Origin of the sequence: Pseudomonas sp. CAN1, from assembly GCF_030462585.1 — a bacterium.
Lineage (GTDB): Bacteria > Pseudomonadota > Gammaproteobacteria > Pseudomonadales > Pseudomonadaceae > Pseudomonas.
Genome location: NZ_JASMRU010000022.1, coordinates 20317 through 45608 on the forward strand (window position 1 = coordinate 20317; position 25292 = coordinate 45608).

Annotated in this window: 21 protein-coding genes and 5 tRNA genes; 10 read left to right on the forward strand and 16 right to left on the reverse strand. The window is 65.5% G+C overall.

The genetic code is table 11. From position 1 onward, the window contains the following. Positions 1–104: 104 nt before the first annotated feature. Both QO207_RS23045 and QO207_RS23050 read left to right on the forward strand, forming a co-directional pair. Complete coding sequence (locus QO207_RS23045) at positions 105–998, forward strand: LysR family transcriptional regulator (protein ID WP_301534614.1); 894 nt, start codon at positions 105–107, stop codon at positions 996–998. A 112-nt stretch (positions 999–1110) separates the two neighbouring features. Next, on the forward strand, positions 1111–3984 hold the full coding sequence (locus QO207_RS23050) for a GGDEF domain-containing phosphodiesterase (RefSeq protein WP_301534615.1): 2874 nt from the start codon (positions 1111–1113) through the stop codon (positions 3982–3984). 6 nt (positions 3985–3990) lie between these two features. On the opposite strand, the gene QO207_RS23055 is transcribed toward QO207_RS23050, so the two are convergent. Further along, entirely contained in the window at positions 3991–4614 is a 624-nt protein-coding gene (locus QO207_RS23055) for a helix-turn-helix domain-containing protein (protein ID WP_301534616.1), read from the reverse strand. A gap of 111 nt (positions 4615–4725) precedes the next feature. Between QO207_RS23055 and QO207_RS23060 the strand changes: the two genes are divergently transcribed. From QO207_RS23060 to QO207_RS23070, 3 genes are read left to right on the forward strand one after another with little or no spacing between them, the layout of a single operon-like run. Next, entirely contained in the window at positions 4726–5838 is a 1113-nt protein-coding gene (locus QO207_RS23060) for an FAD-binding oxidoreductase (RefSeq protein ID WP_301534617.1), read from the forward strand. Positions 5839–5858: 20 nt separating this feature from the next. Next, the gene (locus QO207_RS23065) at positions 5859–6233 is read left to right on the forward strand and encodes a RidA family protein (RefSeq protein WP_184589263.1); all 375 of its coding nucleotides are present in this window, start codon (positions 5859–5861) and stop codon (positions 6231–6233) included. Positions 6234–6291: 58 nt separating this feature from the next. After that, on the forward strand, positions 6292–7359 hold the full coding sequence (locus QO207_RS23070) for a hypothetical protein (protein ID WP_301534618.1): 1068 nt from the start codon (positions 6292–6294) through the stop codon (positions 7357–7359). A gap of 95 nt (positions 7360–7454) precedes the next feature. Here QO207_RS23070 and QO207_RS23075 read toward each other — a convergent pair whose 3' ends face one another. Then, positions 7455–7901 (reverse strand): Hsp20 family protein, encoded by a 447-nt coding sequence (locus tag QO207_RS23075; RefSeq protein WP_081519355.1) that lies wholly within the window; start codon positions 7899–7901, stop codon positions 7455–7457. Positions 7902–8047: 146 nt separating this feature from the next. Here QO207_RS23075 and QO207_RS23080 point away from each other — a divergent pair, with 146 nt between their 5' ends. Beyond that, the gene (locus QO207_RS23080; RefSeq protein ID WP_301534619.1) at positions 8048–8794 is read left to right on the forward strand and encodes an SDR family oxidoreductase; all 747 of its coding nucleotides are present in this window, start codon (positions 8048–8050) and stop codon (positions 8792–8794) included. A gap of 107 nt (positions 8795–8901) precedes the next feature. Here the strand turns inward: QO207_RS23080 and QO207_RS23085 are convergent, their stop codons facing one another. From QO207_RS23085 to QO207_RS23135, 11 genes are all read right to left on the reverse strand, one after another. Then, positions 8902–9861: a tRNA-dihydrouridine synthase gene (locus tag QO207_RS23085; RefSeq protein WP_301534620.1), complete on the reverse strand. Its 960-nt coding sequence runs from the start codon at positions 9859–9861 to the stop codon at positions 8902–8904. A gap of 76 nt (positions 9862–9937) precedes the next feature. Then, positions 9938–10393, reverse strand: coding sequence for a thioesterase family protein (locus tag QO207_RS23090; RefSeq protein ID WP_138215021.1), 456 nt, complete (start codon positions 10391–10393; stop codon positions 9938–9940). After that, positions 10390–11040, reverse strand: coding sequence for a bifunctional 4-hydroxy-2-oxoglutarate aldolase/2-dehydro-3-deoxy-phosphogluconate aldolase (locus tag QO207_RS23095; RefSeq protein ID WP_301534621.1), 651 nt, complete (start codon positions 11038–11040; stop codon positions 10390–10392). Before QO207_RS23095 ends, QO207_RS23090 begins: the two co-directional genes overlap by 4 nt. 168 nt (positions 11041–11208) lie before the next feature. Continuing rightward, a complete protein-coding gene (locus QO207_RS23100; RefSeq protein WP_301534622.1) occupies positions 11209–12048 on the reverse strand; it encodes an alpha/beta fold hydrolase in 840 nt (279 codons plus the stop codon). Positions 12049–12061: 13 nt separating this feature from the next. Then, positions 12062–12601, reverse strand: coding sequence for a TetR/AcrR family transcriptional regulator (locus QO207_RS23105; RefSeq protein WP_301534623.1), 540 nt, complete (start codon positions 12599–12601; stop codon positions 12062–12064). Between the two features lie 168 nt (positions 12602–12769). Continuing rightward, positions 12770–12845, reverse strand: a tRNA-Glu gene (locus QO207_RS23110). A 58-nt stretch (positions 12846–12903) separates the two neighbouring features. Further along, positions 12904–12979 (reverse strand) — tRNA-Ala (locus QO207_RS23115). Between the two features lie 44 nt (positions 12980–13023). Next, positions 13024–13099 (reverse strand) — tRNA-Glu (locus QO207_RS23120). A 52-nt stretch (positions 13100–13151) separates the two neighbouring features. Then, positions 13152–13227: transfer RNA gene (locus tag QO207_RS23125), tRNA-Ala, on the reverse strand. Positions 13228–13508: 281 nt separating this feature from the next. Beyond that, a complete protein-coding gene (gene gltX, locus QO207_RS23130; RefSeq protein ID WP_081519348.1) occupies positions 13509–14993 on the reverse strand; it encodes a glutamate--tRNA ligase in 1485 nt (494 codons plus the stop codon). A 61-nt stretch (positions 14994–15054) separates the two neighbouring features. Next, a complete protein-coding gene (locus tag QO207_RS23135) occupies positions 15055–15975 on the reverse strand; it encodes a LysR family transcriptional regulator (protein ID WP_301534624.1) in 921 nt (306 codons plus the stop codon). A 110-nt stretch (positions 15976–16085) separates the two neighbouring features. Here QO207_RS23135 and QO207_RS23140 point away from each other — a divergent pair, with 110 nt between their 5' ends. Together QO207_RS23140 and QO207_RS23145 are read left to right on the forward strand one after the other, a co-directional pair. Beyond that, complete coding sequence (locus QO207_RS23140) at positions 16086–17120, forward strand: HlyD family secretion protein (protein ID WP_301534625.1); 1035 nt, start codon at positions 16086–16088, stop codon at positions 17118–17120. 49 nt (positions 17121–17169) lie between these two features. Continuing rightward, positions 17170–18669, forward strand: a complete 1500-nt coding sequence (locus QO207_RS23145; RefSeq protein ID WP_301534667.1) for an MDR family MFS transporter — start codon at positions 17170–17172, stop codon at positions 18667–18669. A 124-nt stretch (positions 18670–18793) separates the two neighbouring features. Here the strand turns inward: QO207_RS23145 and uvrB are convergent, their stop codons facing one another. After that, positions 18794–20809, reverse strand: a complete 2016-nt coding sequence (uvrB, locus tag QO207_RS23150) for an excinuclease ABC subunit UvrB (protein WP_301534626.1) — start codon at positions 20807–20809, stop codon at positions 18794–18796. 184 nt (positions 20810–20993) lie between these two features. On the opposite strand from uvrB, the gene QO207_RS23155 reads away from it, so the two are divergent. Together QO207_RS23155 and QO207_RS23160 are read left to right on the forward strand one after the other, a co-directional pair. Then, the gene (locus QO207_RS23155) at positions 20994–22190 is read left to right on the forward strand and encodes an amino acid aminotransferase (RefSeq protein ID WP_301534627.1); all 1197 of its coding nucleotides are present in this window, start codon (positions 20994–20996) and stop codon (positions 22188–22190) included. Between the two features lie 69 nt (positions 22191–22259). Then, positions 22260–22335 (forward strand) — tRNA-Asn (locus tag QO207_RS23160). Positions 22336–22715: 380 nt separating this feature from the next. Here the strand turns inward: QO207_RS23160 and QO207_RS23165 are convergent. Both QO207_RS23165 and QO207_RS23170 read right to left on the reverse strand, forming a co-directional pair. Then, positions 22716–23069 carry a ComEA family DNA-binding protein gene (locus tag QO207_RS23165; RefSeq protein WP_301534628.1) on the reverse strand — a complete coding sequence of 118 codons (354 nt, stop codon included), beginning with the start codon at positions 23067–23069 and terminating at the stop codon, positions 22716–22718. A gap of 192 nt (positions 23070–23261) precedes the next feature. After that, positions 23262–25250, reverse strand: coding sequence for a nucleoside-diphosphate sugar epimerase/dehydratase (locus QO207_RS23170; RefSeq protein WP_301534629.1), 1989 nt, complete (start codon positions 25248–25250; stop codon positions 23262–23264). Positions 25251–25292 lie beyond the last annotated feature (42 nt).

Genomic DNA, 25292 nt, shown 5'->3' on the forward strand with positions numbered 1-25292 from the left:
GTCGTCAAATAACTCAAATTCATATTTTTTATCCAAAGGATTCCCACAAGGAATACGGTGCGTTATAAAAGTCGGGCGCCGCTTCCAGAGCGCAGGGAGTCGACATGGACCTGACCAGCCTCAACACCTTCCTCGCCATCGCCGAATCCGGCAGCTTCTCCGAAGCCGGCGAGCGCCTGCACCTGACGCAACCGGCGATCAGCAAGCGCATCGCCGCCCTGGAAAACCAGCTGGGTGTGCGCCTGTTCGACCGCGTCGGCCGCGAAGTGACGCTGACCGAGTCCGGCCGCGCCCTGCTGCCGCGCGCCTACCAGATCCTCAATGTGCTGGACGACACCCGCCGCGCCCTGACCAACCTCAACGGCGAGGTAAGCGGCCGGCTGGTCCTGGCCACCAGTCACCACATCGGCCTGCACCGCCTGCCGCCGCTGCTGCGTGCCTTCACCAAGGCGCACCCGCAGGTGGCGCTGGACATCCAGTTCTGCGACTCGGAAGTCGCCTACGAAGAGATTCTCCACGGCCGCGCCGAACTGGCCGTGATCACCCTAGCCCCGGAAACCGCCGAGCCGGTGCGCGCCGTGCCGGTGTGGGACGACCCGCTGGACTTCGTCGCCGCTCCCGAGCACCCGCTTTCGGTGCAGGGCCCGGTGTTCCTCGCCGACGTCGCCCGCCACCCGGCGGTATTCCCCGGCGGCAACACCTTCACCCACCACATCGTGCGGCGCATGTTCGAGGCCGAGGGCCTGACGCCGAACATCGGCATGAGCACCAACTATATGGAGACCATCAAGATGATGGTTTCCATCGGCCTGGCCTGGAGCGTGCTGCCGCGCACCATGCTCGACGACAGCGTGGTGCGCCTGCCGCTGCAGGACATCCAGCTCAGCCGCCAGCTCGGCTACATCCTGCATACCGAGCGCACGCTATCCAATGCCGCCCGGGCCTTCATGCGCCTGCTCGACGCCCAGGCGGGCGAGCTTGCGCCTGTCGCGGCCTAACCTCTATTGTTCTGACAGAACTAGAAGAAGGGGCCCGAATGCCCGTCCGTAAGTCACTTCGCGATTTCCGGCCTGATCTGGCCGGCGCCGGCAGAGAAAGGGGGAGCGACGCATGACCCGCGATCGACAAACGCCCCCGCTCGCCTCCGATGGCCAGGACAAGTTCGCCAAAGCCTTTCATACCGCGCCCGACGCCATGGTCATCACCGACCGGGACAGCGGAAAGTTCCTCGACCTCAATGCCAGTTTCGTCGCCCGCTTCGGCTGGAGCCGCGACGAAGCCCTCGGCCGCACCTCCGTTCAGCTCGGTCTCTGGCACAGCCTCGAAGAACGCCAGCGGATGCTCGACAAGATCACCGCCGAGCGGCAGATCGATGGCTTCGACGTCACCCTGATCACCCGCAATGGCGAAGTCCGCAGCGCCCGCGTCTATGGCTGCCAGATCGAACAGGACGGCCGCCCCTGCCTGGTGCTGACCGTTCGCGACATGACCCGCATGCGCGCCCAGGAACGCGCCCTGCGCGACAGCCAGGAGCGCCTGGACCTGGCGCTGGACTCCGCGCAACTGGGCATCTGGGACTGGCACATCCCCAGCGGCCTGCTCTACGGCTCGGCCCGCGCCGCCGTGCTGCACGAATTGCCTGACCGGGATTTCCATGGGCCCTTCGGCGAGTTCTTCGCCTGCGTCGACAAGACCGACCGCCAGCGCATGCGCCAGGCCTACGCCCGGCTCGCCCGCGGGCCGGAAAACGACTACCAGTTCACCTACCGCGCCCAGCTCGACTCCGGCGAAGTGCGCTACCTGGAAAGCCGCGCGCGGCTGTACCGGGACCCACAAGGCAAGCCGCTGCGCATGGCCGGCACCCTGCTCGACATCACCGAGCGCGTGCTGCGCGAGCGCAGCCTGGAAGCCTCGGAGGAGAAGTTCGCCAGCCTGTTCCAGGGCAGCCCCGATCCGATCTGCGTGTCGCGGGTGCGCGACGGCGAGTTCGTCGAGGTGAACCCGAGCTTCTGCAGCACCTTCGGCTGGACCGCCGAGGACGTCATCGGCCGCTCCTCGCACCAGATCACCTTCTGGGCCGACCACCACCAGCGCTCGCGGCTGTTCGAGCAACTGATGCGCGACCACTCGCTGCAGAACATCGAGGTGCAGTTCCTCACCCGCGACGGCCAGAGCCTCACCTGCATGGTCGCCAGCCGGCTGATCTGGGTCGACCGCCAGCTGTGCATCCTCTCCAGTTTCCGCGACGTCACCCGCCGGCTGCAGGCCGAGGCCGCGCTCAAGGCCAGCCAGGAGAAGTTCGCCAAGGCGTTCCACTCCAGCCCCGACGCCATCACCATCACCGAGCGCGATACCGGGCGCTACATCGAGGTCAACGAAGGCTTCCACCGCCTCACCGGCTACCGCACCGACGAGGTGATCGGACAGACCGCCATGGGCATCAACATCTGGGCCGACCCGGACGAGCGGCTGAACATGCTCGCCGCGCTGAACCGCGACGGTTTCGTCCACCACCTGGAAATGCGCGGCCGCCACCGCGACGGCACGATCAAGACCGTGGACGTGTCGGTGGAGCCGATCGAGCTGGGCGGGGTCGATTGCCTGCTGCTCACCGCCCGCGACACCAGCGAGCTGCGCGAGGCCGAGGCGCGCATCCAGCACCTGGCCTACCACGACGCCCTGACCGACCTGCCCAACCGCGCCCTGCTGATGGACCGCCTCAAGCAGCAGATCTCCCTGCTGCAACGCCACAACCTGCGCGGCGCGCTGCTGTTCCTCGACCTCGACCACTTCAAGCACATCAACGACTCCCTCGGCCATCCGGTGGGCGATTCGATCCTGCAGATGGTCACCGCACGCCTGGAAGCCAGCGTGCGCCAGGAAGACACCGTGGCGCGCCTGGGTGGCGACGAGTTCGTGGTGCTGATCACCGGCATCGAGGGCAGCCGCGTGGAGACCGCCCAGCAGGTGCGCCAACTGGCGGAAAAGCTCCGCGACCTGCTGGCCGAGCCGATGCTGCTGGACGGCCACCGCCTGCAGATCACCCCGAGCATCGGCATCGCGCTGATCCCCGACGACGGTGCAACGCCGGACGACCTGCTCAAGCGCGCCGACATCGCCATGTACCGCGCCAAGGATGCCGGACGTAATACCGTGCAGCTGTTCCACGAATCCATGCAGCAGGCCGCCAGCGAGCGCCTGCGCCTGGAGAACGGCCTGCGCATGGCCCTCGCCCGCCGCGAATTCAACCTGCATTACCAGCCGCAGGTGGACGCCCGCGGCTCGCGCATCGTCGGCGCCGAGGCGCTGCTGCGCTGGCGCCATCCCACGCGCGGCCCGCAATCGCCGGCCAGTTTCATCCGTGTACTGGAAGACAGCGGGCTGATCGTCGAAGTCGGCCACTGGGTCATCGAGGAAGCCTGCCGCACCGGCGCACGGCTGCTCGCCGAAGGCCGCATCGAGCTGGGAAACTTCAGCCTGAGCGTGAACATCAGCCCGCGGCAGTTCCGTCAGAGCGACTTCGTCGAACGCGTGCTCGCCCTGCTGCACAAGACCCGGCTGCCGCCCAGCCTGCTGAAGCTGGAGATCACCGAGGGCATCGTCATCCAGCAGCTGGACGACACCATCGCGCGCATGGAGCGCCTGCGCGAGGCCGGCGTGCAGTTCGCCATGGACGACTTCGGCACCGGCTATTCGTCGCTGACCTACCTCAAGCGCCTGCCGGTGGACAGTCTGAAGATCGACCAGAGCTTCGTGCGCGATGCACCCAATGACGGCAACGACGCGGAAATCGTCCGCGCCATCATCGCCATGGGCAAGAGCCTGGGCCTGGAGCTGATCGCCGAGGGCGTGGAAACCCCGGAGCAGCTGGCGCTGCTGGCCGAGCAGGGTTGCCACCTGTACCAGGGCTACCTGTTCAGCCGGCCGGTGCCGCTGGATGAGTTCATCGCCCTGCTGCCGGGCTGCGAACAGCAGGCGACCTGAAGCCCGTCACTCGGCGGGCCGCAGCTCCGACATCACCACCATCACCTGGGCCTCTTCGGCTTCGCCGTCGTTGAGGTAGAGGTGGCCGACGCTGCTGTCGAAGTAGGCCGTCTCGCGCGGCCCGATGCTGACCGACTCGCCCGTCTCGAACTGGATGCGCACGCGGCCGGCCACCACCATGGCGAACTCCTGGCCGGGGTGGCGGACGAAATCGTCGAACTCGCCGACCTCGCGGGCGAAGATGCGCGCGTACAGCGGCGTCATGCTGCGCTGCGGGAAATCTCCGGCGATGGGGTAGTACTCGTAGCCGCCGGTGTCGTAGCCGGCGGCATCATCGATGTCGGTCTTCACGAAAGTCTTCAGCCCCATCAGCCCGCCGACGGACGGCGACGGGCGGAACAGCTGGGCGATATCCACCTGCAGCGCGCGGGCGGCGGCGGCCAGCTTGTCGTAGCTCACCGCGACCTGCGCCAGCTCCATCTTCGACAGGGTGGAAACCGCCACGCCAGACAGGTCGGAGAGTTGTTTCAGGGTCAGCTTCTGTTGCTTGCGAACTGCCCGCAGGCGCGCACCGACTTCATCTCGATCCAGTTGCTGGGGCTTGGGTAGTGCCTGGGCGGTTTCGCTCATGGGACATCTCGTGAGGGGGCCGACGAAAGTTTACCGGGCCTTGCCTTGGGTGCAAAAATTCTCATATCTTAGATTTCTCACATACGAGAAAATCTGCAGAAGGCCCTTGCAGTGAGCCATTTCGATTTCGTCATCATCGGCGCCGGCATTGCCGGCGCCTCCCTCGCCTACCGCCTGAGCGAGACCCACACGGTGCTGGTGCTGGWGCGCGAAGAGCAGCCCGGCTACCACTCCACCGGGCGTTCCGCTGCCATGTTCATGGAGGCCTACGGCACACCGCAGATCCAGGCGCTGACCCGCGCCAGCCGGGCCTTTTACGAAAGCCCGCCGGCCGGCTTCAGCGAGCACCCGATCCTCACCCCGCGCGGCTGCCTGTACGTTGGCGGCCCGGAGCACGTCGCGCTGCTCAGGCAGGCCGAGTCCACACCCGGCGTCGAGCGCATCAGCACCGAGCAGGCGCTGGAGATGCTCCCGGTCCTGCGTACCGATGCCCTCATCGGCGCGCTCTACGAGCCCGACGCCCGCGACCTCGACGTGCACGCCCTGCACCAGGGCTACCTGCGCGCGCTGCGCCAGCGCGGCGGCGAGCTGCGCTGCAACCGCGAGCTGCTGTCGGCCGAATTTACCGATGGCGCGTGGACGCTCGAACTCAGCCAGGGCGAAACCGTGCAGGCCGCGCAACTGGTCAACGCCGCCGGTGCCTGGGCCGATCACGTGGCCGAGCGCTGCGGCATCCGCCCTGTCGGCCTGCAACCGTGCCGCCGCACCGCCTTCACCTTCCCGGTACCCGACGGCATGGACATCAGCCGCTGGCCGACGGTGATCGGCATCGACGAAAGCTTCTACTTCAAGCCGGATGCCGGCCAGTTGCTCGGCTCGCCCGCAAACGCCGACCCGGTTCAAGCGCAGGACGTGCAGCCGGAGGAGCTCGACATCGCTCTGGGCGTGTACCACATCGAAGAGCACACCACCCTGGCGATCCGCCGGCCGAACCACAGCTGGGCCGGCCTGCGCTCGTTCGTCGCCGACGGCGACCTGGTGATCGGCCAGGACGCACAAAACCCGGCGTTCTTCTGGCTGGCCGCCCAGGGCGGCTACGGCATCCAGTCCGCCGACGGCGTGTCGCGCCTGGCCCAGTCGCTGCTGCTCGGCCAGCCACTACCCGAATCCCTGCGCCAGCAAGGCGTCGATCCCCAGCGCCTGAGCCCGGCGCGCCTGCGTTGAATTCCCCCGGAGACCTTAGAATGAGCGATATCCAGCGTTACCCCAGCACCCTGCCCTTCCCCTTCTCCCGCGCCGTGAAGGCCGGCGGCTTCCTGTTCCTGTCCGGGCAGATCCCGATGACCGCGGACGGCCAGGTGGTCAAGGGCGACATCCAGACCCAGACCGAAGCGGTGATGACCCGCATCGCCGAGAGCCTGGAAGCCTGCGGCGCCAACTACTCGCAGGTGGTGAAAGCCACCGTGTGGCTGTCCGACATGGCGCACTTCGCCGGCTTCAACGAGGTGTACAAGCGCTACTTCGAACAGGGCCTGCCGGTGCGCTCCTGCGTGGCGTCGGCCCTGGCGCTGGGCGTGGACGTCGAGGTTGAAGTCCAGGCTTACGTCGGCCAGGCCTGACCCTTTCCGGCCCTGCCGTGAGCGGGGCCGCTCCCATAACAACAACAGAGTCTCGATCATGAAAACCAGTCTCAAGCTCGGCGGGGCGTACATCGGTCTGGTGGTGGGCGTCGGCTTCGCCTCGGGCCAGGAGATCCTCCAGTTCTTCGGCGGCTTCGGCCTCATGGGCCTGGCCGGCGCGCTGGTGGCGCTGGCGCTGTTCGCCTTCCTGCTGATGAACCTCTACCAGATCGGCAGCCGCCTGCAGACCCAGTCGCACAAGGAAGCCATGGAGTACATCTGTGGCAAGCCGCTGGGCCGCGTCGTCGACCTGATGCTGACCTTCTTCCTGTTCGGCACCATGGTGGTGATGTTCGCCGGCGCCAACTCGTCCTTCGAGCAGCAACTGGGCATCGGCCACTCCATCGGCGGCATCGTCCTCGGCGTGCTGACCATCATCACCGTGTGCCTGGGCCTGAAGCGGGTGATCACCCTGATGAGCCTGATCACTCCGGTGCTGATGGTTATCGTGGCGATCATCGCCATCTATGCGCTGACACATATCCACAAGCCGCTGGCAGAGCTGGAGCAGATCGCCCTGGCGGTGCCGCACCCGGCGCCCAACTGGCTGCTCGGCGCGCTGCTCTACGTTTCCTACAACGTCGCCGCCACCGCGGCAGCCGTGGTGGTGATGGGCGGCAGCGTGGCCAACCTGCGTACCGCGGCAATGGGCGGTGTGTTCGGTGGCATCGGCGTGGGCGTGCTGATCCTCGCCATGGCCCTGGTGATGCTGGTGCAGATCGACGTGATCGGCGGCAGCGCCATCCCCACCCTGCTGCTGAGCAACAACATCGCGCCGTGGTTCGGCGACGTGATGCTGGCCTTGCTGCTGGTGAAGCTGTACTGCACCACCAGCGGTTTCGCCTACACCCTGGCCGCGCGCTGCGCTGCCTACGGCGTGCCGTTCCGGGTGGCGACCGTGGTCGCCGTGGTGCTCGCCTTCATCGCCAGCCAGGTCGGCTTCGTCAAGCTGGTGGGTCTGGTCTACCCGGCCATGGGCTACCTGGGCTTCGTGCTGATGGCCGCCATCGTCATCGCCTGGTGGCGCAATCGCTCGGCGCCGCTGCCGGACCAGCAAAAGGCCTGATCGGCCACTGATCGAGGCACCAACGAAAACGCCCGTCTCTTGCGAGACGGGCGTTTTGCTTGGCGGCTACAGCCCGGAAAGTGCCGGGTTGCTGCTTAGCCTTCGATGGCCGGGTTCTGGCCGTTGATGGCGATCCGCTTGGGCTTGGCTTCTTCCGGAACGATGCGCACCAGCTCGACGCTGAGCAGGCCGTTCTTCAGCGATGCGCCCTGGACCTCGATATGGTCGGCGAGGCGGAACGACAGCTTGAAGGCGCGCTGGGCGATGCCCTGGTGCAGGTAGGTGACGCTCTCGGAAGCCTTTTCGCGCTTGCCGCCATTGACGGTCAGCACACCGCGCTCCACTTGCAGTTCCAGGTCTTCCTCCTGCAGGCCGGCGGCGGCGATGACGATGCGGTACTGGTCGTCACCATGCTTCTCGACGTTGTAGGGCGGGTAGGAACTGCCGCCTTCACTGCGCAGGGCGGATTCGAACAGATCGTTGAAACGATCGAAGCCGACGGACTGGCGGAACAGCGGGGCGAGGGAAAGGACGTTGCTCATGCGAATCTCCTGAAATTTTCAGCAAGGTATGATCTGGAGCCTGACATCAGAACTCCGCTGCGGGACCCGTCTTCGGCCTCCCGCAGGAACATAGATTGGGCTGCTCGTTTTCATTTCAAGCCCCCTTCGCCACAGGACGATTTTCCATGGACAAGGTCATGCTGATCACCGGCGCCAGTCGCGGCATCGGCGCCGCCACCGCCCTGCTCGCCGCCGAGCGCGGCTTCGCCGTGGCGCTCAACTACCGGCGCGAACGTGAAGCGGCCGAAGCGCTGGTCGCGCAGATCAGCGCAGCCGGCGGCCAGGCACGCGCCTTTGCCGCCGACGTGGCGAACGAGGAAAACGTGCTGCGGCTGTTCCGCGAAGTGGACGCAGCCTTCGGCCGCCTCGACGTGCTGGTGAACAACGCCGGCATCCTGGAGCGCCAGATGCGCCTGGAAGACATGGACGTGGCACGCCTGCAGCGAGTGTTCGCGGTGAACGTCACCGGCACCTTCCTCTGCTGCCGCGAGGCGGTGAAGCACATGGCGCGCAAGCATGGCGGCGATGGCGGAAGCATCGTCAACGTTTCGTCCATGGCTTCGCGCCTGGGTTCACCCAACGAGTACATCGACTACGCCACCGCCAAGGGCGCGGTGGACAGCCTGACCATCGGCCTGGCCAAGGAAGTGGCGGCGGAGGGCATCCGCGTGAACGCCGTACGACCGGGGCTGATCAGGACCGAAATCCACGCCAGCGGCGGCGAGCCGGGACGCGTGGAGCGCCTGCAATCGGCGATTCCGCTGGGGCGCGGTGGTGACGCGGAAGAAGTGGCGCGGGCGATCCTGTTCCTGGCCTCGGACGAGTCCAGCTACAGCACCGGCAGTTTCGTCGACGTCAGCGGCGGGCGCTGAATCGTGGCCCACGCTTTTGCAGGAGCGAGCTTGCTCGCGAACCGCCCAACGCCAGCGTATCGGGATGAACTGCGTTCGCGAGCAAGCTCGCTCCTACGAAGAGCAGATCAGGCAGCGACTTCGATCTCGACCTGCAGCATCCGATCCAGCACTTCGCAGTCGTGCTCGCGGCGCACCTGGGCAAACAGCTCCACGGCCTCGGGATAGCTGCGGGTCAGCATCCCCAGCCACTGCTTCAGGCGCCCCGGCGCATAACGCGGCGCCAGCTTGCGCCGGGCCTGGCGCCAGAAGTCGTCGAGCAGCACGCGCACTTCCGCCCAGGGCATCGGCAGCACTTCGCGGCCATCGCGCCAGGCGGCAATCTGCCGGGCCAGGTCCGGGCGGGAAACCAGCCCGCGGCCGAGCATGATGTCGGCCACGCCGCTGATGGAGCGGCAGCGGTGGTAGTCGTCCAGGGTCCAGACTTCGCCGTTGGCGAACACCGGCACCTTCACCGCATCGGCCACCTTGGCCACCCACTCCCAGTGCGCCGGCGGCTTGTAGCCGTCGGCCTTGGTCCGCGCGTGTACCACCACATGGGCGGAACCGCCGTCAGCCAGGGCGCGAGCGCAGTCGATGGCGCCGTCCGGGCTGTCGTAGCCCAGGCGCATCTTCGAGGTCACCGGAATATGTGCAGGCACCGCGCGGCGCACCGCCTCGATGATGCTGAACATCAGCTCGGGTTCCTTCAGCAGCACAGCGCCGCCACGGGAGCGGTTCACCGTCTTGGCCGGGCAGCCGAAGTTCAGGTCGATCACCGGGGCGCCCAGTTCGCAGGCCTGCACGGCGTTTTCCGCCAATAGCTGCGGGTCGGAGCCGAGCAGTTGCACGCGCATCGGCACGCCGGCGCGGGTGCGGCTGCCGTGGGCCAGTTCCGGGGCGAGCGCCAGGAACGACGACGGCGGCAGCAGCCGGTCGTTGATGCGGATGAATTCGGTGACGCACCAGTCGATGCCGCCGACGCGGGTCAGCACATCGCGGAGGATGTCATCTACCAGCCCCTCCATCGGGGCCAGGGCGATCTGCACGGGGGAATCTCGGGCTATGGCGAAGGCCGCGGATTGTAGGGAATGCGCCGCGCCGGGAAAAGCGCGGCGCGACGGATCACGCGCCGGCGGCCACGGTTTCCGGGGAGAGCAGCGCGCGGCCATAGCCTTCGATGAACTCCACCGGCATGCGCTTGGGCTTGCCGCTGGACAGCTCGATGCAGACGAAGGTGGTCTGCGCGCGCAGCAGGGTCAGGGCATCCGCCGGACGCACCAGCTGGAAATGGCGGGTCATCTTCAGGCGCTGGTCGGACTGGACGATCCAGGTCGCCAGTTGCAGTTGTTCGCCTTCGTAGGCGGCAGCCAGGTAGTCCACCTCGTGGCGCACCACGGCCATGGCGCGATCCAGCCGGCGGTATTCGGCCAGGTCCAACCCCAGGCTCTGTGAATGACGCCAGGCGCAGCGCTCCAGCCAGCTGACGTAGACGGCGTTATTGGCGTGGCCGAGGCCGTCGATGTCCTCGGACTTGACCTCGATATCGATGACGAACGGATCGGGCAACTGCCAACTCATGAAGCGTGCTCCAGGCTTGCGGCCAGCGCGATCGCCTCGGCGGCCAGTTGGGTGATCTGGTCCCAGGCGCGGGCACGGACCAGGCTCGGCGGCGCAATCCAGGTACCGCCGACGCAGGCGACGTTGGGCAGGCGCAGGACGTTGAGCAGGTTTTCCTGGGTGATGCCGCCGGTCGGGCAGAAGCGGATGCCAGCGAAGGGCGCCTTCAGGCTCTTGAGCATCTTGATCGCGGCATTGCCATCAGCGGGGAACAGCTTCAGCGAGCGGTAGCCGTACTCCAGCGCCACCAGCACCTCGGAGGGAGTCATCACGCCCGGCAGGAACGGCAGCCTGGCATCGTCGGCAGCGGCCACCAGGCGTGGCGTGCATCCGGGGCTGACGGCGAACTGCGCGCCGGCGTCGCGGGCTTCCTGGAACTGCTCGGTGTGGATCAGCGTACCGGCGCCGACCACCATGTCCGGCAGTTCGCGGCGGATTTCGGCCACCGCTTCCAGCGCCTGCGGCGTGCGCAGGGTCACTTCCAGCACCCGCACGCCACCGTCGTACAGGGCACGAGCCAGGTCACCGGCCAGCGCCACGTCATCGATCACCAACACCGGCATGACCGGGCGCGCCTTCTGCAGCACCCAATCCAGCGACAGATTCATGCAATTCCCCCAATCGACCACCCGCGTGCGCAAGACCTCGCGCCCAGGCCGGGGCGGCCGGAAATGCCCGAAAGTCTACGCCAGCAAGCCCGGCCTGACGACCCGCAACGGGCCATCATGGAACGAAAACGGCGGCTTGTAGCCGCCGTTATCAGACTGGTGAATGACTCAGGAGGCCAACGCCAGGGGCTGTCGCCCTTCCACCTCTTCCAGCAGGGCCAGGATGGCCTCGTTGACCGTCGCATCGGCGAGAACGCGGTGGTGCCCGCCCTCCTTCAGGCGCAGAAGCCGGCTGCGTGGCCAGGCCTCATGGATGGTCGCGGACTCGCTCGCCCGCACGTAGCGGTCGTCCTCGGCGTGTACCACCAGGCCGGGGAAGTCCAGTTGATAGCGCGCAACATCCAGCTGCTTGGCGGCGATGCCGGTGCGCCCTTCGATCAGACGGATAAAGCGCGAACGCGCCACGGGCGACAGGCCGACCATCCGCGAGAAACCGCGCAGCACGCCCAGCACATTGCTCGGCGCGCCGATGGTCACCAGCGCCTCGGTGCGCAAGCCCAGCTGGGTCGCCAGCAAGGCGCTGGCACCACCCATGGAGTGACCGATCACGGCACGCAGCGGCGGCAGTTCGTCAGCCGCTTCCAGCAGGGCGCGGGCGAACAACACGAGGTCCGCCTCCTGCCCCGGCGAGCGACCATGCCCTGGCCCGTCGAGGGCGATCACCCCGTAGCCGGCGCCCACCAGTTTCTCGATCAGCGTGGCGAACTGCGTGGGGCGCCCTTCCCAGCCGTGCATCAGCAGCACCGCCGGGCCTTCACCCCAACGTAGAGCAGAGAGACCGAAGCGCAGAGTGACGCGCTCGGAACTGGCCAGCAGCGGCAGCTCCCAGTCACGCGGCGCGTATTGGTTGGGCGTCACGAACAGCTGACGCATGCGCTGCGCCGCCCATTTTGGCGCAACACGGCCCAGGGTGGCGTTGATTCCTCGAACCCAGCTCAGACTGTTCATTTGCCGTACCTCCTCAGATCACCGCTTTCTTCGCGGCGCGCAGGACACGATCGGACAGGTCGCCGGTGCCCAAAGCACGGGCCAGAGCCAGTCCGCCAATCATCAGGGCCATGTCGCTGAGCACGGTGTCGATTTCCTCGGGGCGGCCGGCCAGCGCCGCCACCATCAGCTCCACGTGCTCTTCCAGGGTCTGGCGGAAAGCTTCCGGCAGATCGGCGATCTCGTTCAGCGAACTGGGGATCGGGCAGCCCTCCTCCTCGGTATCGCGATGCTTGCGCGACAGGTAGTACTGCGCCGTCAGCGCGCGGCGCTCGGCAAAGCTCAGTTGCGGGTCGAAGCGCTTGAGCCCTTGGCGGCGCTTGGCGAGCAGCTCGCGGAAGGCTTCCAGCATCAGCGCGTCCTTGCTCTCGAAGTGCGAATAGAAGCCGCCCACCGTCAGCCCCGCCGCGGACATCACCTCGCCCACACTGGGGCCGACCGGCCCGTGCTGCAGCAATGCGCTGGTGGCGGCGGACAGGATGCGTTCGCGGGTCTGGGCTTTCTTGTCGCTCATGGCGGACCTCGGGCTCGATAAATATTATGAGGAGAATATTATTCTCATAATAAAAATCAGCAAGCAGAAAGCGTGACCGCTGGTCGGGGGAAATTTTTCGGAAGAGGAAAAAACAAAAGGGCCACTGAAAGTCTCAGTGGCCCTATAGGCATCGCAGAGCGATAAAAATGGCGTCCCCTAGGGGACTCGAACCCCTGTTACCGCCGTGAAAGGGCGGTGTCCTAGGCCACTAGACGAAGGGGACATGTCCTTCGAAGAAACCCACCTCAAGGTGGATTCTGGCTTCATCCCGTATGGGAATTTGGTGGAGCTAGACGGGATCGAACCGTCGACCTCTTGCATGCCATGCAAGCGCTCTCCCAGCTGAGCTATAGCCCCAGATGACTCTGGCAGACGACGCGAACGCATCGTCGCTGGATAAGTGGCGTCCCCTAGGGGACTCGAACCCCTGTTACCGCCGTGAAAGGGCGGTGTCCTAGGCCACTAGACGAAGGGGACGCAAAACCTTCGATTTCAGCCTTGCCAGGACAGACAAGACCTACTGGTAATTTGGTGGAGCTAGACGGGATCGAACCGTCGACCTCTTGCATGCCATGCAAGCGCTCTCCCAGCTGAGCTATAGCCCCAAAGTACCGCTGGATCTACCGTTCCGCTTCGCCCTGTCATTTCAGTTCGTCGCTGGAACGGGGCGCATCTTAGGGGTGAGGCGAACCCCTGTCAACAACATTTTTTCAGATTTCTTATTTTTTTCTCCCACAGAACAATCACTTATGTGACCGCCCGGATTTCCGCCCGGCGAAATCCGCGGCTCGCCCGCCCTCCTCCGGCTTGTCTGCCAAGCATGGCGCGAGCATGAAAAAGGCCGGGCGCCTCACAGCGACCGGCCTTTTTCAGTGTAGGAAAGTTCTCAGGAGCCGATGGCGTCGCGAATCTTTTCCCACTCCTTGGCTTCTTTCTTCGACGCACCGCCCAGCAGCTCCAGGGCCTGGCGCAGGCGATAGCGCGACAGGTCGGCGCCGAGGATTTCCATGGCGTCGAGCACCGATACCGAGCTGGCCTGGCCGGTGATGGCCGGGAACATCAGCGGCATCACGTCACGCAGCTTGAGGCCCAGGTGCTCGGCCACGGCCTGGATGGTCGCGGTGATGCGGTCCTTTTCCCACTGACGCAGCGCTTCGAGCTTCCACAGCACCAGTTGCAGCACCTGGCGCACCTGGGTGGCGTCGAGCTTCTTGTGTTCGAACAGCTTGGCGTCCAACTGCACGCCGCCACTGAAGAAGAAGCCGGCCAGCGGAGCGATCTGGCTGAAGTTCTCCACACGGCCTTGCACGTGCGGGGCGATCTTCATCAGGTACTCGGGGTTGAGTGCCCACTTCTGCACTTCCTTGGCGAAGTCCTCGACGGACAACTCGCGAATCCACTGGCCGTTCAGCCAGGAGAGCTTCTCGATGTCGAAGATCGGGCCGCCCAGCGATACGCGGGACAGGTCGAAGTGCTCGATCATCTCCGCCAGGCTGAACTTCTCGCGCTCGTCAGGCATGGACCAGCCCATGCGGCCAAGGTAGTTCAGCAGCGCCTGGGGCAGCAGGCCCATGCGCTCGTAGAAGGTGATCGAGGTGGGGTTCTTGCGCTTGGACAGCTTGCTCTTGTCCGGATTGCGCAGCAGCGGCATGTAGCAGAGCACCGGCTGTTCCCAGCCGAAATACTCGTACAGCTTGATCAGCTTGGGCGCCGAGGGTAGCCACTCTTCGCCGCGCAGGACGTGGGTGATGCCCATCAGGTGGTCGTCGACCACGTTGGCGAGGAAGTAGGTGGGCAGGCCGTCGGCCTTCATCAACACCTGCATGTCCATGCGGTCCCACGGGATTTCCACATCGCCACGGAGCATGTCCGGCACCACGCAGACGCCCTCGGTCGGCACCTTCATGCGCACCACGTGGGATTCGCCGGCGGCGATGCGCTTGGCCGATTCCTCTTTCGCCAGGTGCATGCAGTGGCCGTCGTAGCGCGGGGTTTCCTTGCGCGCCTGCTGTTCGGCGCGCAGCGCGTCGAGGCGCTCGGACGAGCAGAAGCAGGGGAAGGCGTGGCCTTTCTCGACCAGCTCGTCGCTGTACTGCTTATAGATGGCGCCCCGCTCGCTCTGCCGGTACGGGCCGTGCGGGCCGCCGACGTCCGGGCCCTCGTCCCACTCGATACCCAGCCAGCGCAGCGCGTCGAAGATCTGCTGTTCCGATTCGCGGGTCGAGCGCACCTGGTCGGTGTCTTCGATGCGCAGAATGAACTGACCGCCGTGCTGGCGGGCGAAGCAGAGGTTGAACAGCGCGATATACGCGGTGCCGACGTGCGGGTCGCCGGTGGGAGACGGCGCGATACGGGTGCGGACTGTGGTCATGAAGGCTCTCGTGTGCAGCAATTCTTCGTGTGAGGCGGACAGCGCGCGACGGCGCGCGCGCTCATGGGTGCGATGGTATCAGGCGGGCCGCCTTCGGCTCCAGCCAGCGACCGGGATCGATGGGCAGGTTGTTGATCAGGAAGTCGAGGAAGGCCTTCACCTTCATCGCCTGGAAGCGCCGTGACGGATAGACCGCGTAGAGCTCGCCGACCGGCAGCTGGATCTGCGGCAACACCCGCACCAGGCGGCCGCTGGCCAGTTGCTCGTCGACGATCAACTCGGGCAATGAGGCGATCCCCACCCCGGCCAGCGCGGCTTCGCGGGCAAAGGTGATGTTGTTGCAGGACAGCACCCGGTGGCACGGCACGGTTTCCCCACGCAGCGGCCAGTAGCGCTGGGAGTCGGCCTGCAGCAGCACGGCACGGTGGCCGGCCAGCTCCTCGACGGTTTCCGGGCGACCGTGGCGTTGCAGATATTCCGGGCTGGCACACAGGCAGCGATTGGTGACCAGCATGCGCCGGGCGATCAGGGTCGAATCCTCCGGCTGGCCGACCATGATGACGATATCCACGCCCTCCTCCAGCGGATCGACTGCGCGCGAGGTCAGCTCGACCTCGGCGGTGATCTGTGGATAAAGGTTCATGAAGTCGCCCAGCACCTTGGCCAGGTACATCTGGCCGAACTCGATGGGTGCGCTGATTCGCAGCAATCCCGAAGGCGCCTGCTGCAGCTGCATCACCGCCTGCTCGGCTTCGGCAAAGTCGTGCATGATCTGCCGGCAGCGGTCGTAGTAGGCCTGGCCCACTTCGGTCAGGCGCAGCTTGCGGGTGGTGCGGTTGATCAGGCGTACGCCCAGGCGCTCTTCCAGCAGCGCGATGCGTCGACTCACCGTGGACTTCTGCATCCCCAGGCTCTGCGCCGCCTGGGTGAAGCTGTGCAGTTCCACCACGCGAGTGAAGATCAGCGCATCATCCAGCCCCATGATTGTTCCCTATAAGCAACAAAGTTTCCGAAGTGTAGCGGCTACGTGCCGCCACGGAACACTGTTACATTGGCAAACATTTTTTCGGCCAACCAAACGCTCGTTTACCTATGCCCGCACAATTACAACGTCGTCTGACCGTTTTCCTCGTCATCCTTGCCGTGGTCGCCCTCGCCTTCCTGGCGCGCTGGTACTTCGTCGGCCGCTTCGTCGAGTCCACCGACAATGCCTACGTGCAGGGTGAAATCACCCGCATCGCCAGCCAGCTCGGCGCCCGCGTCGACGAGGTGCTGGTGCAGGACAACCAGCACGTGGAGAAGGGCCAGCTGCTGGTGAAGCTCGAAGCTGCCGATTTCCAGCTCGCCCTGGACCGCGCCAAGGCCACCCTGGCTACCCGCGAGGCGGAACTGGAGCAGGCGCGCAGCAAGCTCAAGGGCCAGACCAGCATGATCGCCGCCAGCGCGGCGGACGTGAATGCCAGCCAGGCTACCCTCGGCCGCACCGAGGTCGACCTCGGCCGCGCCCAGGCGCTGCGCAAGCCCGGCTACGTGTCGGAAGAACGCGTGACCACCCTGGCCGCCGACTCCAACGTCGCCCGCTCGCAAGTGGCCAAGGCCCAGGCCGATCTGCAAGCCCAGCGCGTGCAACGCGAAACCCTGGGCACCGATGTGCAGCGTCTGCAGGCGCAGATCGAAAGCGCCCGCGCTGACATCACCCAGGCCGAGATCAATCTGGCGCGCACCGAAATCCATGCACCGGTCAGCGGCCTGGTCGGCCAGCGTGGCGCCCGTGTCGGCCAGTACGTGCAGGTCGGCAGCCAGCTGCTGTCACTGGTGCCGGACGACGGCATCTGGGTCCAGGCCAACTTCAAGGAAACCCAGATCGGCAAGATGCGCCCCGGCCAGACCGTCCGCCTGGTGTTCGACTCCTTCCCCGACCAGCCCATCGAAGGCCAGCTGCAGAGCCTGTTCGCCGCTTCCGGCGCACAGTTCAGCCTGCTGCCGCCGGACAACGCCACCGGCAACTTCACCAAGGTGGTGCAGCGCATTCCGGTCAAGATCACCTTCGCCAACGACACCCCACTGCAAGGGCTGATCCGCCCGGGCATGTCCGTCGAGGCCGAGGTCGAGCTGCGTGGCCGGTGACCAGCTGATCCGGCCGGTCGGGGAACCGACCCGGCGCGACTGGATCGCCGTGTTCAGCGCCATGCTCGGCGCGTTCATGGCGGTGCTCGACATCCAGATCACCAACTCTTCGCTCAAGGACATCCAGGGTGCGCTGGCCGCTACCCTGGAGGAAGGCTCGTGGATTTCCACCTCCTACCTGGTGGCCGAGATCATCATGATCCCGCTCACCGCCTGGCTGGTGCAGCTGCTCTCGGCGCGCCGGCTGGCCTGGATGATCTCCGTCGGCTTCCTGTTCTCCTCGCTGCTCTGCTCGTTCGCCTGGAACCTGGAGAGCATGATCGTGTTCCGCGCCATGCAGGGCTTCACCGGCGGCGCGCTGATCCCCCTGGCCTTCACCCTGGCGCTGATCAAGCTGCCGGAGCACCACCGCCCCAAGGGCATGGCGCTGTTCGCCATCACCGCCACCTTCGCGCCCTCCATCGGCCCGACCCTGGGCGGCTGGCTGACGGAGAACTTCGGCTGGGAGTACATCTTCTACATCAACATCCCGCCGGGCCTGCTTATGATCGCCGGCCTGCTCTACGGCCTGGAGAAAAAGCCGCCGCACTGGGAACTGCTGAAAAGCACTGACTACGCCGGCATCGTCACCATGGCCATCGGCCTGGGCTGCCTGCAGGTGTTCCTCGAAGAGGGCCATCGCAAGGACTGGCTGGAGTCGAACCTGATCGTCAGCCTGGGCAGCATCGCCCTGGTCAGCCTGATCCTCTTCGTCATCCTGCAGACCTCGCGGCCCAACCCGCTGATCAACCTGGGGATTCTGCGCAACCGCAACTTCGGCCTGTCGAGCATTTCCAGCATCGGCCTGGGGATGGGACTGTACGGCTCGATCTACGTGCTGCCGCTGTACCTGGCGCAGATCCAGGGCTACAACGCCATGCAGATCGGCGAAGTAATCATGTGGATGGGCGTGCCGCAGTTGTTCCTCATCCCGCTGATTCCCAAGCTGATGAAGATCATCGAGCCGCGCCTGCTGTGTGCCATGGGCTTCGGCCTGTTCGGCATGGCGAGCTTCTTCTCCGGCGTGCTCAACCCGGACTTCGCCGGCCCGCAGTTCAACCAGATCCAGCTGCTGCGCGCCCTCGGCCAGCCGATGGTGATGGTCACCATCTCGCTGATCGCCACTGTCTACCTGCAGCCGCAGGACGCCGGCTCGGCCTCCAGCCTGTTCAACATCCTGCGCAATCTCGGCGGCGCCATCGGCATCGCCCTGCTGGCAACGCTGCTGGATAGCCGCGCCAAGGTCTACTACGACTACCTGCGTGAAGCGGTGGTGCCGGTGAACGGCGCGGTGGACGAGCGCCTGGCGCAGCTGACTTCGCAGCTGGGGACGCAGCAGGCGGCGCTGGGCAAGATCAGCGAGATCGTTCACCAGCAGGCGGCGATCATGGCGTACAACGATGCCTTCCACGCCATCGGCATCGTGCTGGCGATCAGCATGGTGGCGGTGCTGCTGACCCGCCGGTTGCCGGCAGGCATGGGCGCCGGGCCGGGTGCCGGCGCGCACTGAGCACGACCTTGTAGGAGCGAGCTTGCTCGCGAACCCCGCATCACACCGGTACATCCGAGTGCGGTGATGTTCGCGAGCAAGCTCGCTCCTACGAAAAGCCAGCCAAAGCCGGCCCGTCCTGCGTTCACCCCATCGACACCATGCGATCACGCAGCTTGCCGATCTCGTCGCGCACCCCGGCCGCGGCCTCGAACTCCAGGTCGCGGGCCAGCTGGTACATGCGCTCTTCCAGCTGCTTGATGCGTTTGCCGACCTCCTCCGGCGTGCGCAGCTCGTTCTCGTAGCGGCCGCTCTCCTCCGCCACTTTCGCCAGGCTGCGGCGCTTGCCCTTGGCGCCCGGCACCACGGCGCCTTCGAGGATGTCCTTGATGTCCTTCTTCACGCCCTGGGGCACGATGCCGTGCCTGGCGTTGAACTCCAGCTGCTTGGTGCGGCGGCGGTCGGTCTCGTTGATCGCCCGCTCCATCGAGCCGGTGATCTTGTCGGCGTAGAGGATCGCCTTGCCGTGCAGGTTCCGCGCGGCGCGGCCGATGGTCTGGATCAGCGAGCGTTCGGAGCGCAGGAAGCCTTCCTTGTCCGCATCGAGGATCGCCACCAGCGCCACCTCGGGCATGTCCAGGCCCTCGCGCAGCAGGTTGATACCCACCAGCACGTCGAACTTGCCCAGGCGCAGGTCGCGGATGATCTCCACCCGTTCCACTGTGTCGATGTCCGAGTGCAGGTAGCGCACGCGCACGTCGTGGTCACCCAGGTAGTCAGTGAGGTCCTCGGCCATGCGCTTGGTCAGGGTGGTCACCAGTACGCGCTGGTCCACTGCTACGCGCTTGCCGATTTCCGAAAGCAGGTCGTCCACCTGGGTAGTCGCCGGGCGGATTTCCACCTCCGGGTCGACCAGGCCGGTGGGGCGCACCACCTGCTCGATCACCCGGCCGGCGTGCTGTTCTTCGTAGGGGCCGGGGGTCGCCGAGACGAAGATGGTCTGCGGGCTGATCGCCTCCCACTCCTCGAAGCGCAACGGCCGGTTGTCCAGTGCCGAGGGCAGGCGGAAGCCGTATTCCACCAGGGTTTCCTTGCGCGAGCGGTCGCCTTTGTACATGGCACCGACCTGGGGAACGCTGACGTGGGATTCGTCGATCACCAGCAGGGCGTTGTCCGGCAGGTAGTCGTATAGGGTCGGCGGCGGCTCGCCGGGGCCGCGCCCGGAGAGGTAGCGCGAGTAGTTCTCGATGCCGTTGCAGTAACCCAGTTCAAGGATCATCTCGAGGTCGAAGCGGGTGCGCTGCTCCAGGCGCTGGGCTTCCACCAGCTTGTTGTTGGTGCGCAGGTAGTCCAGGCGCTGCTTGAGCTCGGCCTTGATGTGCTCCACCGCCTCCAGCAGCGTCTCCCGCGGGGTGACATAGTGGCTCTTGGGGTAGAAGGTGAAGCGCGGCAGCTTGGTCAGCACCTCGCCGGTCAGCGGGTCGAAGGCAGCAATGTTCTCCACTTCGTCGTCGAACAGTTCGATACGGATGGCTTCCAGGTCCGATTCCGCCGGGAAGACATCGATGACATCACCGCGCACGCGGAAGGTCGCGCGGGCGAAATCCATGTCGTTGCGGGTGTACTGCAGGCTGGTCAGGCGGCGCAGCAGCTCGCGCTGGTCCATCTTGTCGCCACGGTCCAGGTGCAGGACCATCTTCAGGTACGACGCCGGGTCACCCAGGCCGTAGATCGACGACACGGTGCAGACGATGATGGCGTCCTTGCGCTCCAGCAGCGCCTTGGTCGCCGACAGCCGCATCTGCTCGATGTGGTCGTTGATCGAGGAGTCCTTCTCGATGTACGTGTCCGAGGACGGCACGTAGGCCTCGGGCTGGTAGTAGTCGTAGTAGGAGACGAAGTACTCCACCGCGTTGTTCGGGAAGAAGGTCTTGAACTCGCCATAGAGCTGCGCGGCCAGCGTCTTGTTCGGCGCCAGCACCATGGTCGGGCGCTGCATCTGCGAAATGACGTTGGCGATGCTGAAGGTCTTGCCGGAACCGGTCACCCCCAGCAGCGTCTGGTGCGACAGGCCCGCCTCCAGCCCCTCGACCATCTGTCGGATGGCTTCTGGCTGGTCGCCGGCGGGCTGGAATCGCGAATCCAGTTGAAAAATCGACATGGGAACCTCGCATTGGCGTGTGACGCTTCGGTCGCCAAAGCGTCATACCAGTCGAAAAGCACGCGCGACAACTCGCCGCCTGCTGTAGAGGCCTATATAATACCGGCCCGTCGACGCAACCCCCAGCGCCGTGTGCGGGTGGGTTGCAATTGCACTTCACTCCCGCCTTAGAGCTGCTGCCAAAATGAGTCTGTTCTCCGCTGTCGAAATGGCCCCCCGCGACCCGATCCTGGGCCTGAACGAAGCTTTCAACGCCGATACCCGCCCGGGCAAGATCAACCTGGGCGTAGGCGTTTACTACAACGAGGAAGGCCGTCTCCCGTTGCTGCGTGCCGTGCAGGCCGCGGAGAAAGCCCGCATCGAGGCCCACGCCCCGCGTGGCTACCTGCCGATCGAAGGCATCGCTGCCTACGACTCGGGCGTGCAGAAGCTGCTGTTCGGTGCTGACTCCGAGCTGCTGGCCGAAGGCCGCGTGGTCACCACCCAGGCCGTCGGCGGTACCGGCGCGCTGAAGACCGGCGCCGACTTCCTCAAGCGCCTGCTGCCCAACGCCACCGTCGCCATCAGCGACCCGAGCTGGGAAAACCACCGCGCGCTGTTCGAAGCTGCCGGCTTCCCGGTGCAGAACTACCGCTACTACGACGCCGCCACCCAAGGCGTGAACCGTGCGGGCCTGCTGGAAGACCTCAACGCCCTGCCCTCGCAGTCCATCGTCGTGCTGCACGCCTGCTGCCACAACCCGACCGGCGTCGACCTGACCATGGACGACTGGAAGCAGGTCCTCGACGTGCTCAAGGCCAAGGGCCACGTGCCGTTCCTCGACATCGCCTACCAGGGCTTCGGTGACGGCATCGACGAAGACGCCTCCGCCGTGCGCCTGTTCGCCAAGTCGGGCCTGAACTTCTTCGTGTCCAGCTCCTTCTCCAAGTCGTTCTCGCTGTACGGCGAACGCGTTGGCGCCCTGTCGGTGGTGACCGACAGCCGCGAGGAGTCGACCCGCGTGCTGTCCCAGGTCAAGCGCGTGATCCGCACCAACTACTCCAACCCGCCGACCCACGGCGCCAGCGTCGTCGCCGCGGTGCTGAACAGCCCGGAACTGCGTGCGGTCTGGGAAGAAGAACTGGGCGAAATGCGCACCCGCATCCGCGCCATGCGTGAAGCCATGGTCGCCCAGCTGGCCGCCCWGGGCGCCAAGCGCGACTTCGGCTTCGTTGCCCAGCAGCGCGGCATGTTCTCCTACTCCGGCCTGACCGCCGAGCAGGTCGAGCGCCTGAAGAACGAGTTCGGCATCTACGCCGTCGGCACCGGCCGCATCTGCGTCGCCGCGCTGAACAACGGCAACCTGGACACCGTGACCCGCGCCATCGTCCAGGTGCTGTAACAAATTAAGGGGAAGTCGTCGGCACGATGTTGACTTCCCCTTTTTAATCAGTAAGATACGCCCCGTTGTTCCGCGATAGCTCAGTCGGTAGAGCAAATGACTGTTAATCATTGGGTCCCTGGTTCGAGTCCAGGTCGCGGAGCCAAATTCAAAGCCCTCGGCACATGCCGGGGGCTTTTTTATTGGGCGCTGGACTCTCTCCAGGGACTGCGTCCCAGGTGATTCCCCCTTCGGAGCCGCGCTGAAGCGCGTTCGGCTGACGCCGTCGAGTCCAGGTCGCGGAGCCAAAATTCAAAGCCCTCGGCACACGCCGGGGGCTTTTTTATTGGGCTTCTGGACTCTCTCCAGGGACTGCGTCCCAGGTGATTCCCCCTTCGGGGCCGCGCTGAAGCGCGTTCGGCTGACGCCGTCGAGTCCAGGTCGCGGAGCCAGAATTCAAAGCCCTCGGCACACGCCGGGGGCTTTTTTATTAGGGCACGAAAAAGCCGGTCATCGACCGGCTTTTTCATTTCCAAGAGCGAAGATTCAGAGCGAAACCCTGTCGCGGTTCTTGTCCAGGGTACCCTTGCCGATTCCCTTCACTTCCAGCAGCTGGTCGACCGTGGTGAACGGGCCGTGCGCAGTACGGTAGTCGACGATGGCCTGCGCCTTGACCTTGCCGATGCCCTTCATCGACTTCTGCAGCTCCTCGACAGACGCCGTATTGATGTTCACTGCATCGACCGACGAGACCGGCGCCTTGGCCGCTGGTGCTGGTGCCGACGCCTGGGTGACGGGCTGGGCCGCCGGTTCGGTTTTCGTGGCGGCCTGGGCGGCACCACCGAAGGAGAGACTCGCCAGCAGGAGCATGCTTGCAACGGAAAGCAGATGTCTTTTCATGAATCGTTTCCAGCCCTATGGGTTTCAAGGCAGGCGTCATCGCGCTGCCGGGAAACCATATCGCTGGAAACAGGCTTGAAAACGCCGGTTTAGAGAGTCGGCAGCAGTTTCCGCCGCCGCTGACAGGGCGCAGGGAATGGGCTGACAATGCTCACGGATGCGCCCGCGGGAATCCCTGCTAGCAGCCCCGGATCAGGGCTCCATGCGCCGCTGCTGGTGGATGAGGTCAACGATATCGCCTTCCGGGCAATAGCCGCTGACGGTTTCCCGCAGCAATTGCCGCACTCGAGCGTAGTTGCCTTGATCCACGGCCTTGAGCAGGTCAGCCAGCACCGGCTTGAAGCCCTCCCAGGGCATCAGTTCCTCGTTGGCCTTCATGATCATCGGGTGCTCGGTGGCGCTGACGTTGTCGCCGATCAGCAGCTCTTCGTAGAGCTTCTCACCAGGCCGCAGCCCGCTGAACTCGATGGAAATGTCGCCCTGTGGATTACGCTCGGATCGCACGCTCAGGCCGGACAGGTGAACCATCCGCTCGGCCAGTTCGAGGATCTTCACCGGCTGCCCCATGTCCAGCACGAACACGTCACCGCCGCGCCCCATGGAGCCTGCCTGGATCACCAACTGGGCGGCTTCGGGGATGGTCATGAAGTAACGGGTGATGCCCGGATGAGTCACCGTCACCGGACCGCCGCGGCGAATCTGCTCGCGGAACAGAGGAATCACCGAGCCGGACGAGCCCAGCACGTTGCCGAAGCGGACCATGGTGAAGCGGGTCTTGTTGACCTGGTGCACGCCCGACTTGTCGCCGAACAGCACCGGCGCCGACTCCTGGCTCAGGGCCTGCAGGATCATTTCCGCCAGGCGCTTGGTGCTGCCCATGACGTTGGTCGGCCGCACCGCCTTGTCAGTGGAGATCAGCACGAAATGCTCGACGCCGGCCTGCACCGCCACCTGCGCGGTATACAGCGTGCCCATCACGTTGTTGAGCACGCCTTCGGAAATGTTGTGCTCGACGATGGGCACATGCTTGTACGCCGCCGCGTGGTAGACCGTGGCAACCTTCCAGGTGCGCATCACGTCCAGCAGGCGCTCGGGATTGCGCACCGAGCCGAGGATAGGCACCAACTGCACCGCCAGGGACTCGCGCTTGATGCGGTTCTCCAGCTCCTGATGCACGCGGTACAGGTTGTATTCGCTGTGCTCGAAGAGCACGACCACGGTCGGGCTCGAACCGAGTATCTGCCGGCACAGCTCCGAACCGATGGAGCCGCCGGCGCCCGTCACCATCACCACTTCGCCGCGGATGCAGTGCTCGAACAACTCCTTGCGCGGAGCGACCGGGTCACGCCCGAGCAGGTCGGCGATGTCCACCTCCTGGATATCGTCCACCCGCACCCGGCCGTTGGCCAGCTCGATGAAGCCCGGAACGCTTCGCACGTGGACCGGATAGGGCTCCAGCAGGCCGAGGATTTCGCGACGACGCGAGCGCGTGGCAGACGGAATGGCCAGCAGCACTTCCTGGGCGCCGGTCTCGTCGATCATCTGCTGCAGGTGCTTGGGCTTGAACACACGCAAGCCGGCGATCACCCGGTTAGCGATTTCGTCGTCGTCGTCGATGAACGCCACTGGCCGCATCGCCCGCCCCAGGCGCAGCGCTGCAACCAACTGGTTACCCGCGGAACCAGCGCCATAAATGGCGACCTTGGGCAGGCCATCCTGCTGTTTGAGGAAAGGCATTGCCTGCACTGTGCTGTACCAGTCGCCCATGAAGTACTGACGCATGGCCAGGCGCAGACCACCGATCATCAGCAGGCTGAGCCACCAGTAGTTGAGCACCAGCGAACGCGGCACCGCCTCGGTGACCGAGCGATTCCAGTAGACCACCAGCGAGAGCAGCAGGGCCGAGACCGTGACCGCCTTCCAGATGGCGATCAGCGCGTCGTTGCCCAGGTAGCGCATGACTGCGCGGTACATGCCGAAACGGATGAACAGCGGGATGGCCACCAGCGGGGCGGCGACGAACAGCCAGCCATGCACGCGCAGCGGATAATCGAGATCGTCCGTGCCCAGGCGCACGATGAACGCGAGCCAGAGTGAGAACCACACCAGAGTGATGTCGGTCGCGACCTGCAGCAGCCGCTTGTATCGTCTCGGAAGCCTCAGCAGGCGTTCTCGAAGCATTAGCGCTTGTCCTTATCCTGAGCGGGAAAACGGAGCCTCCCG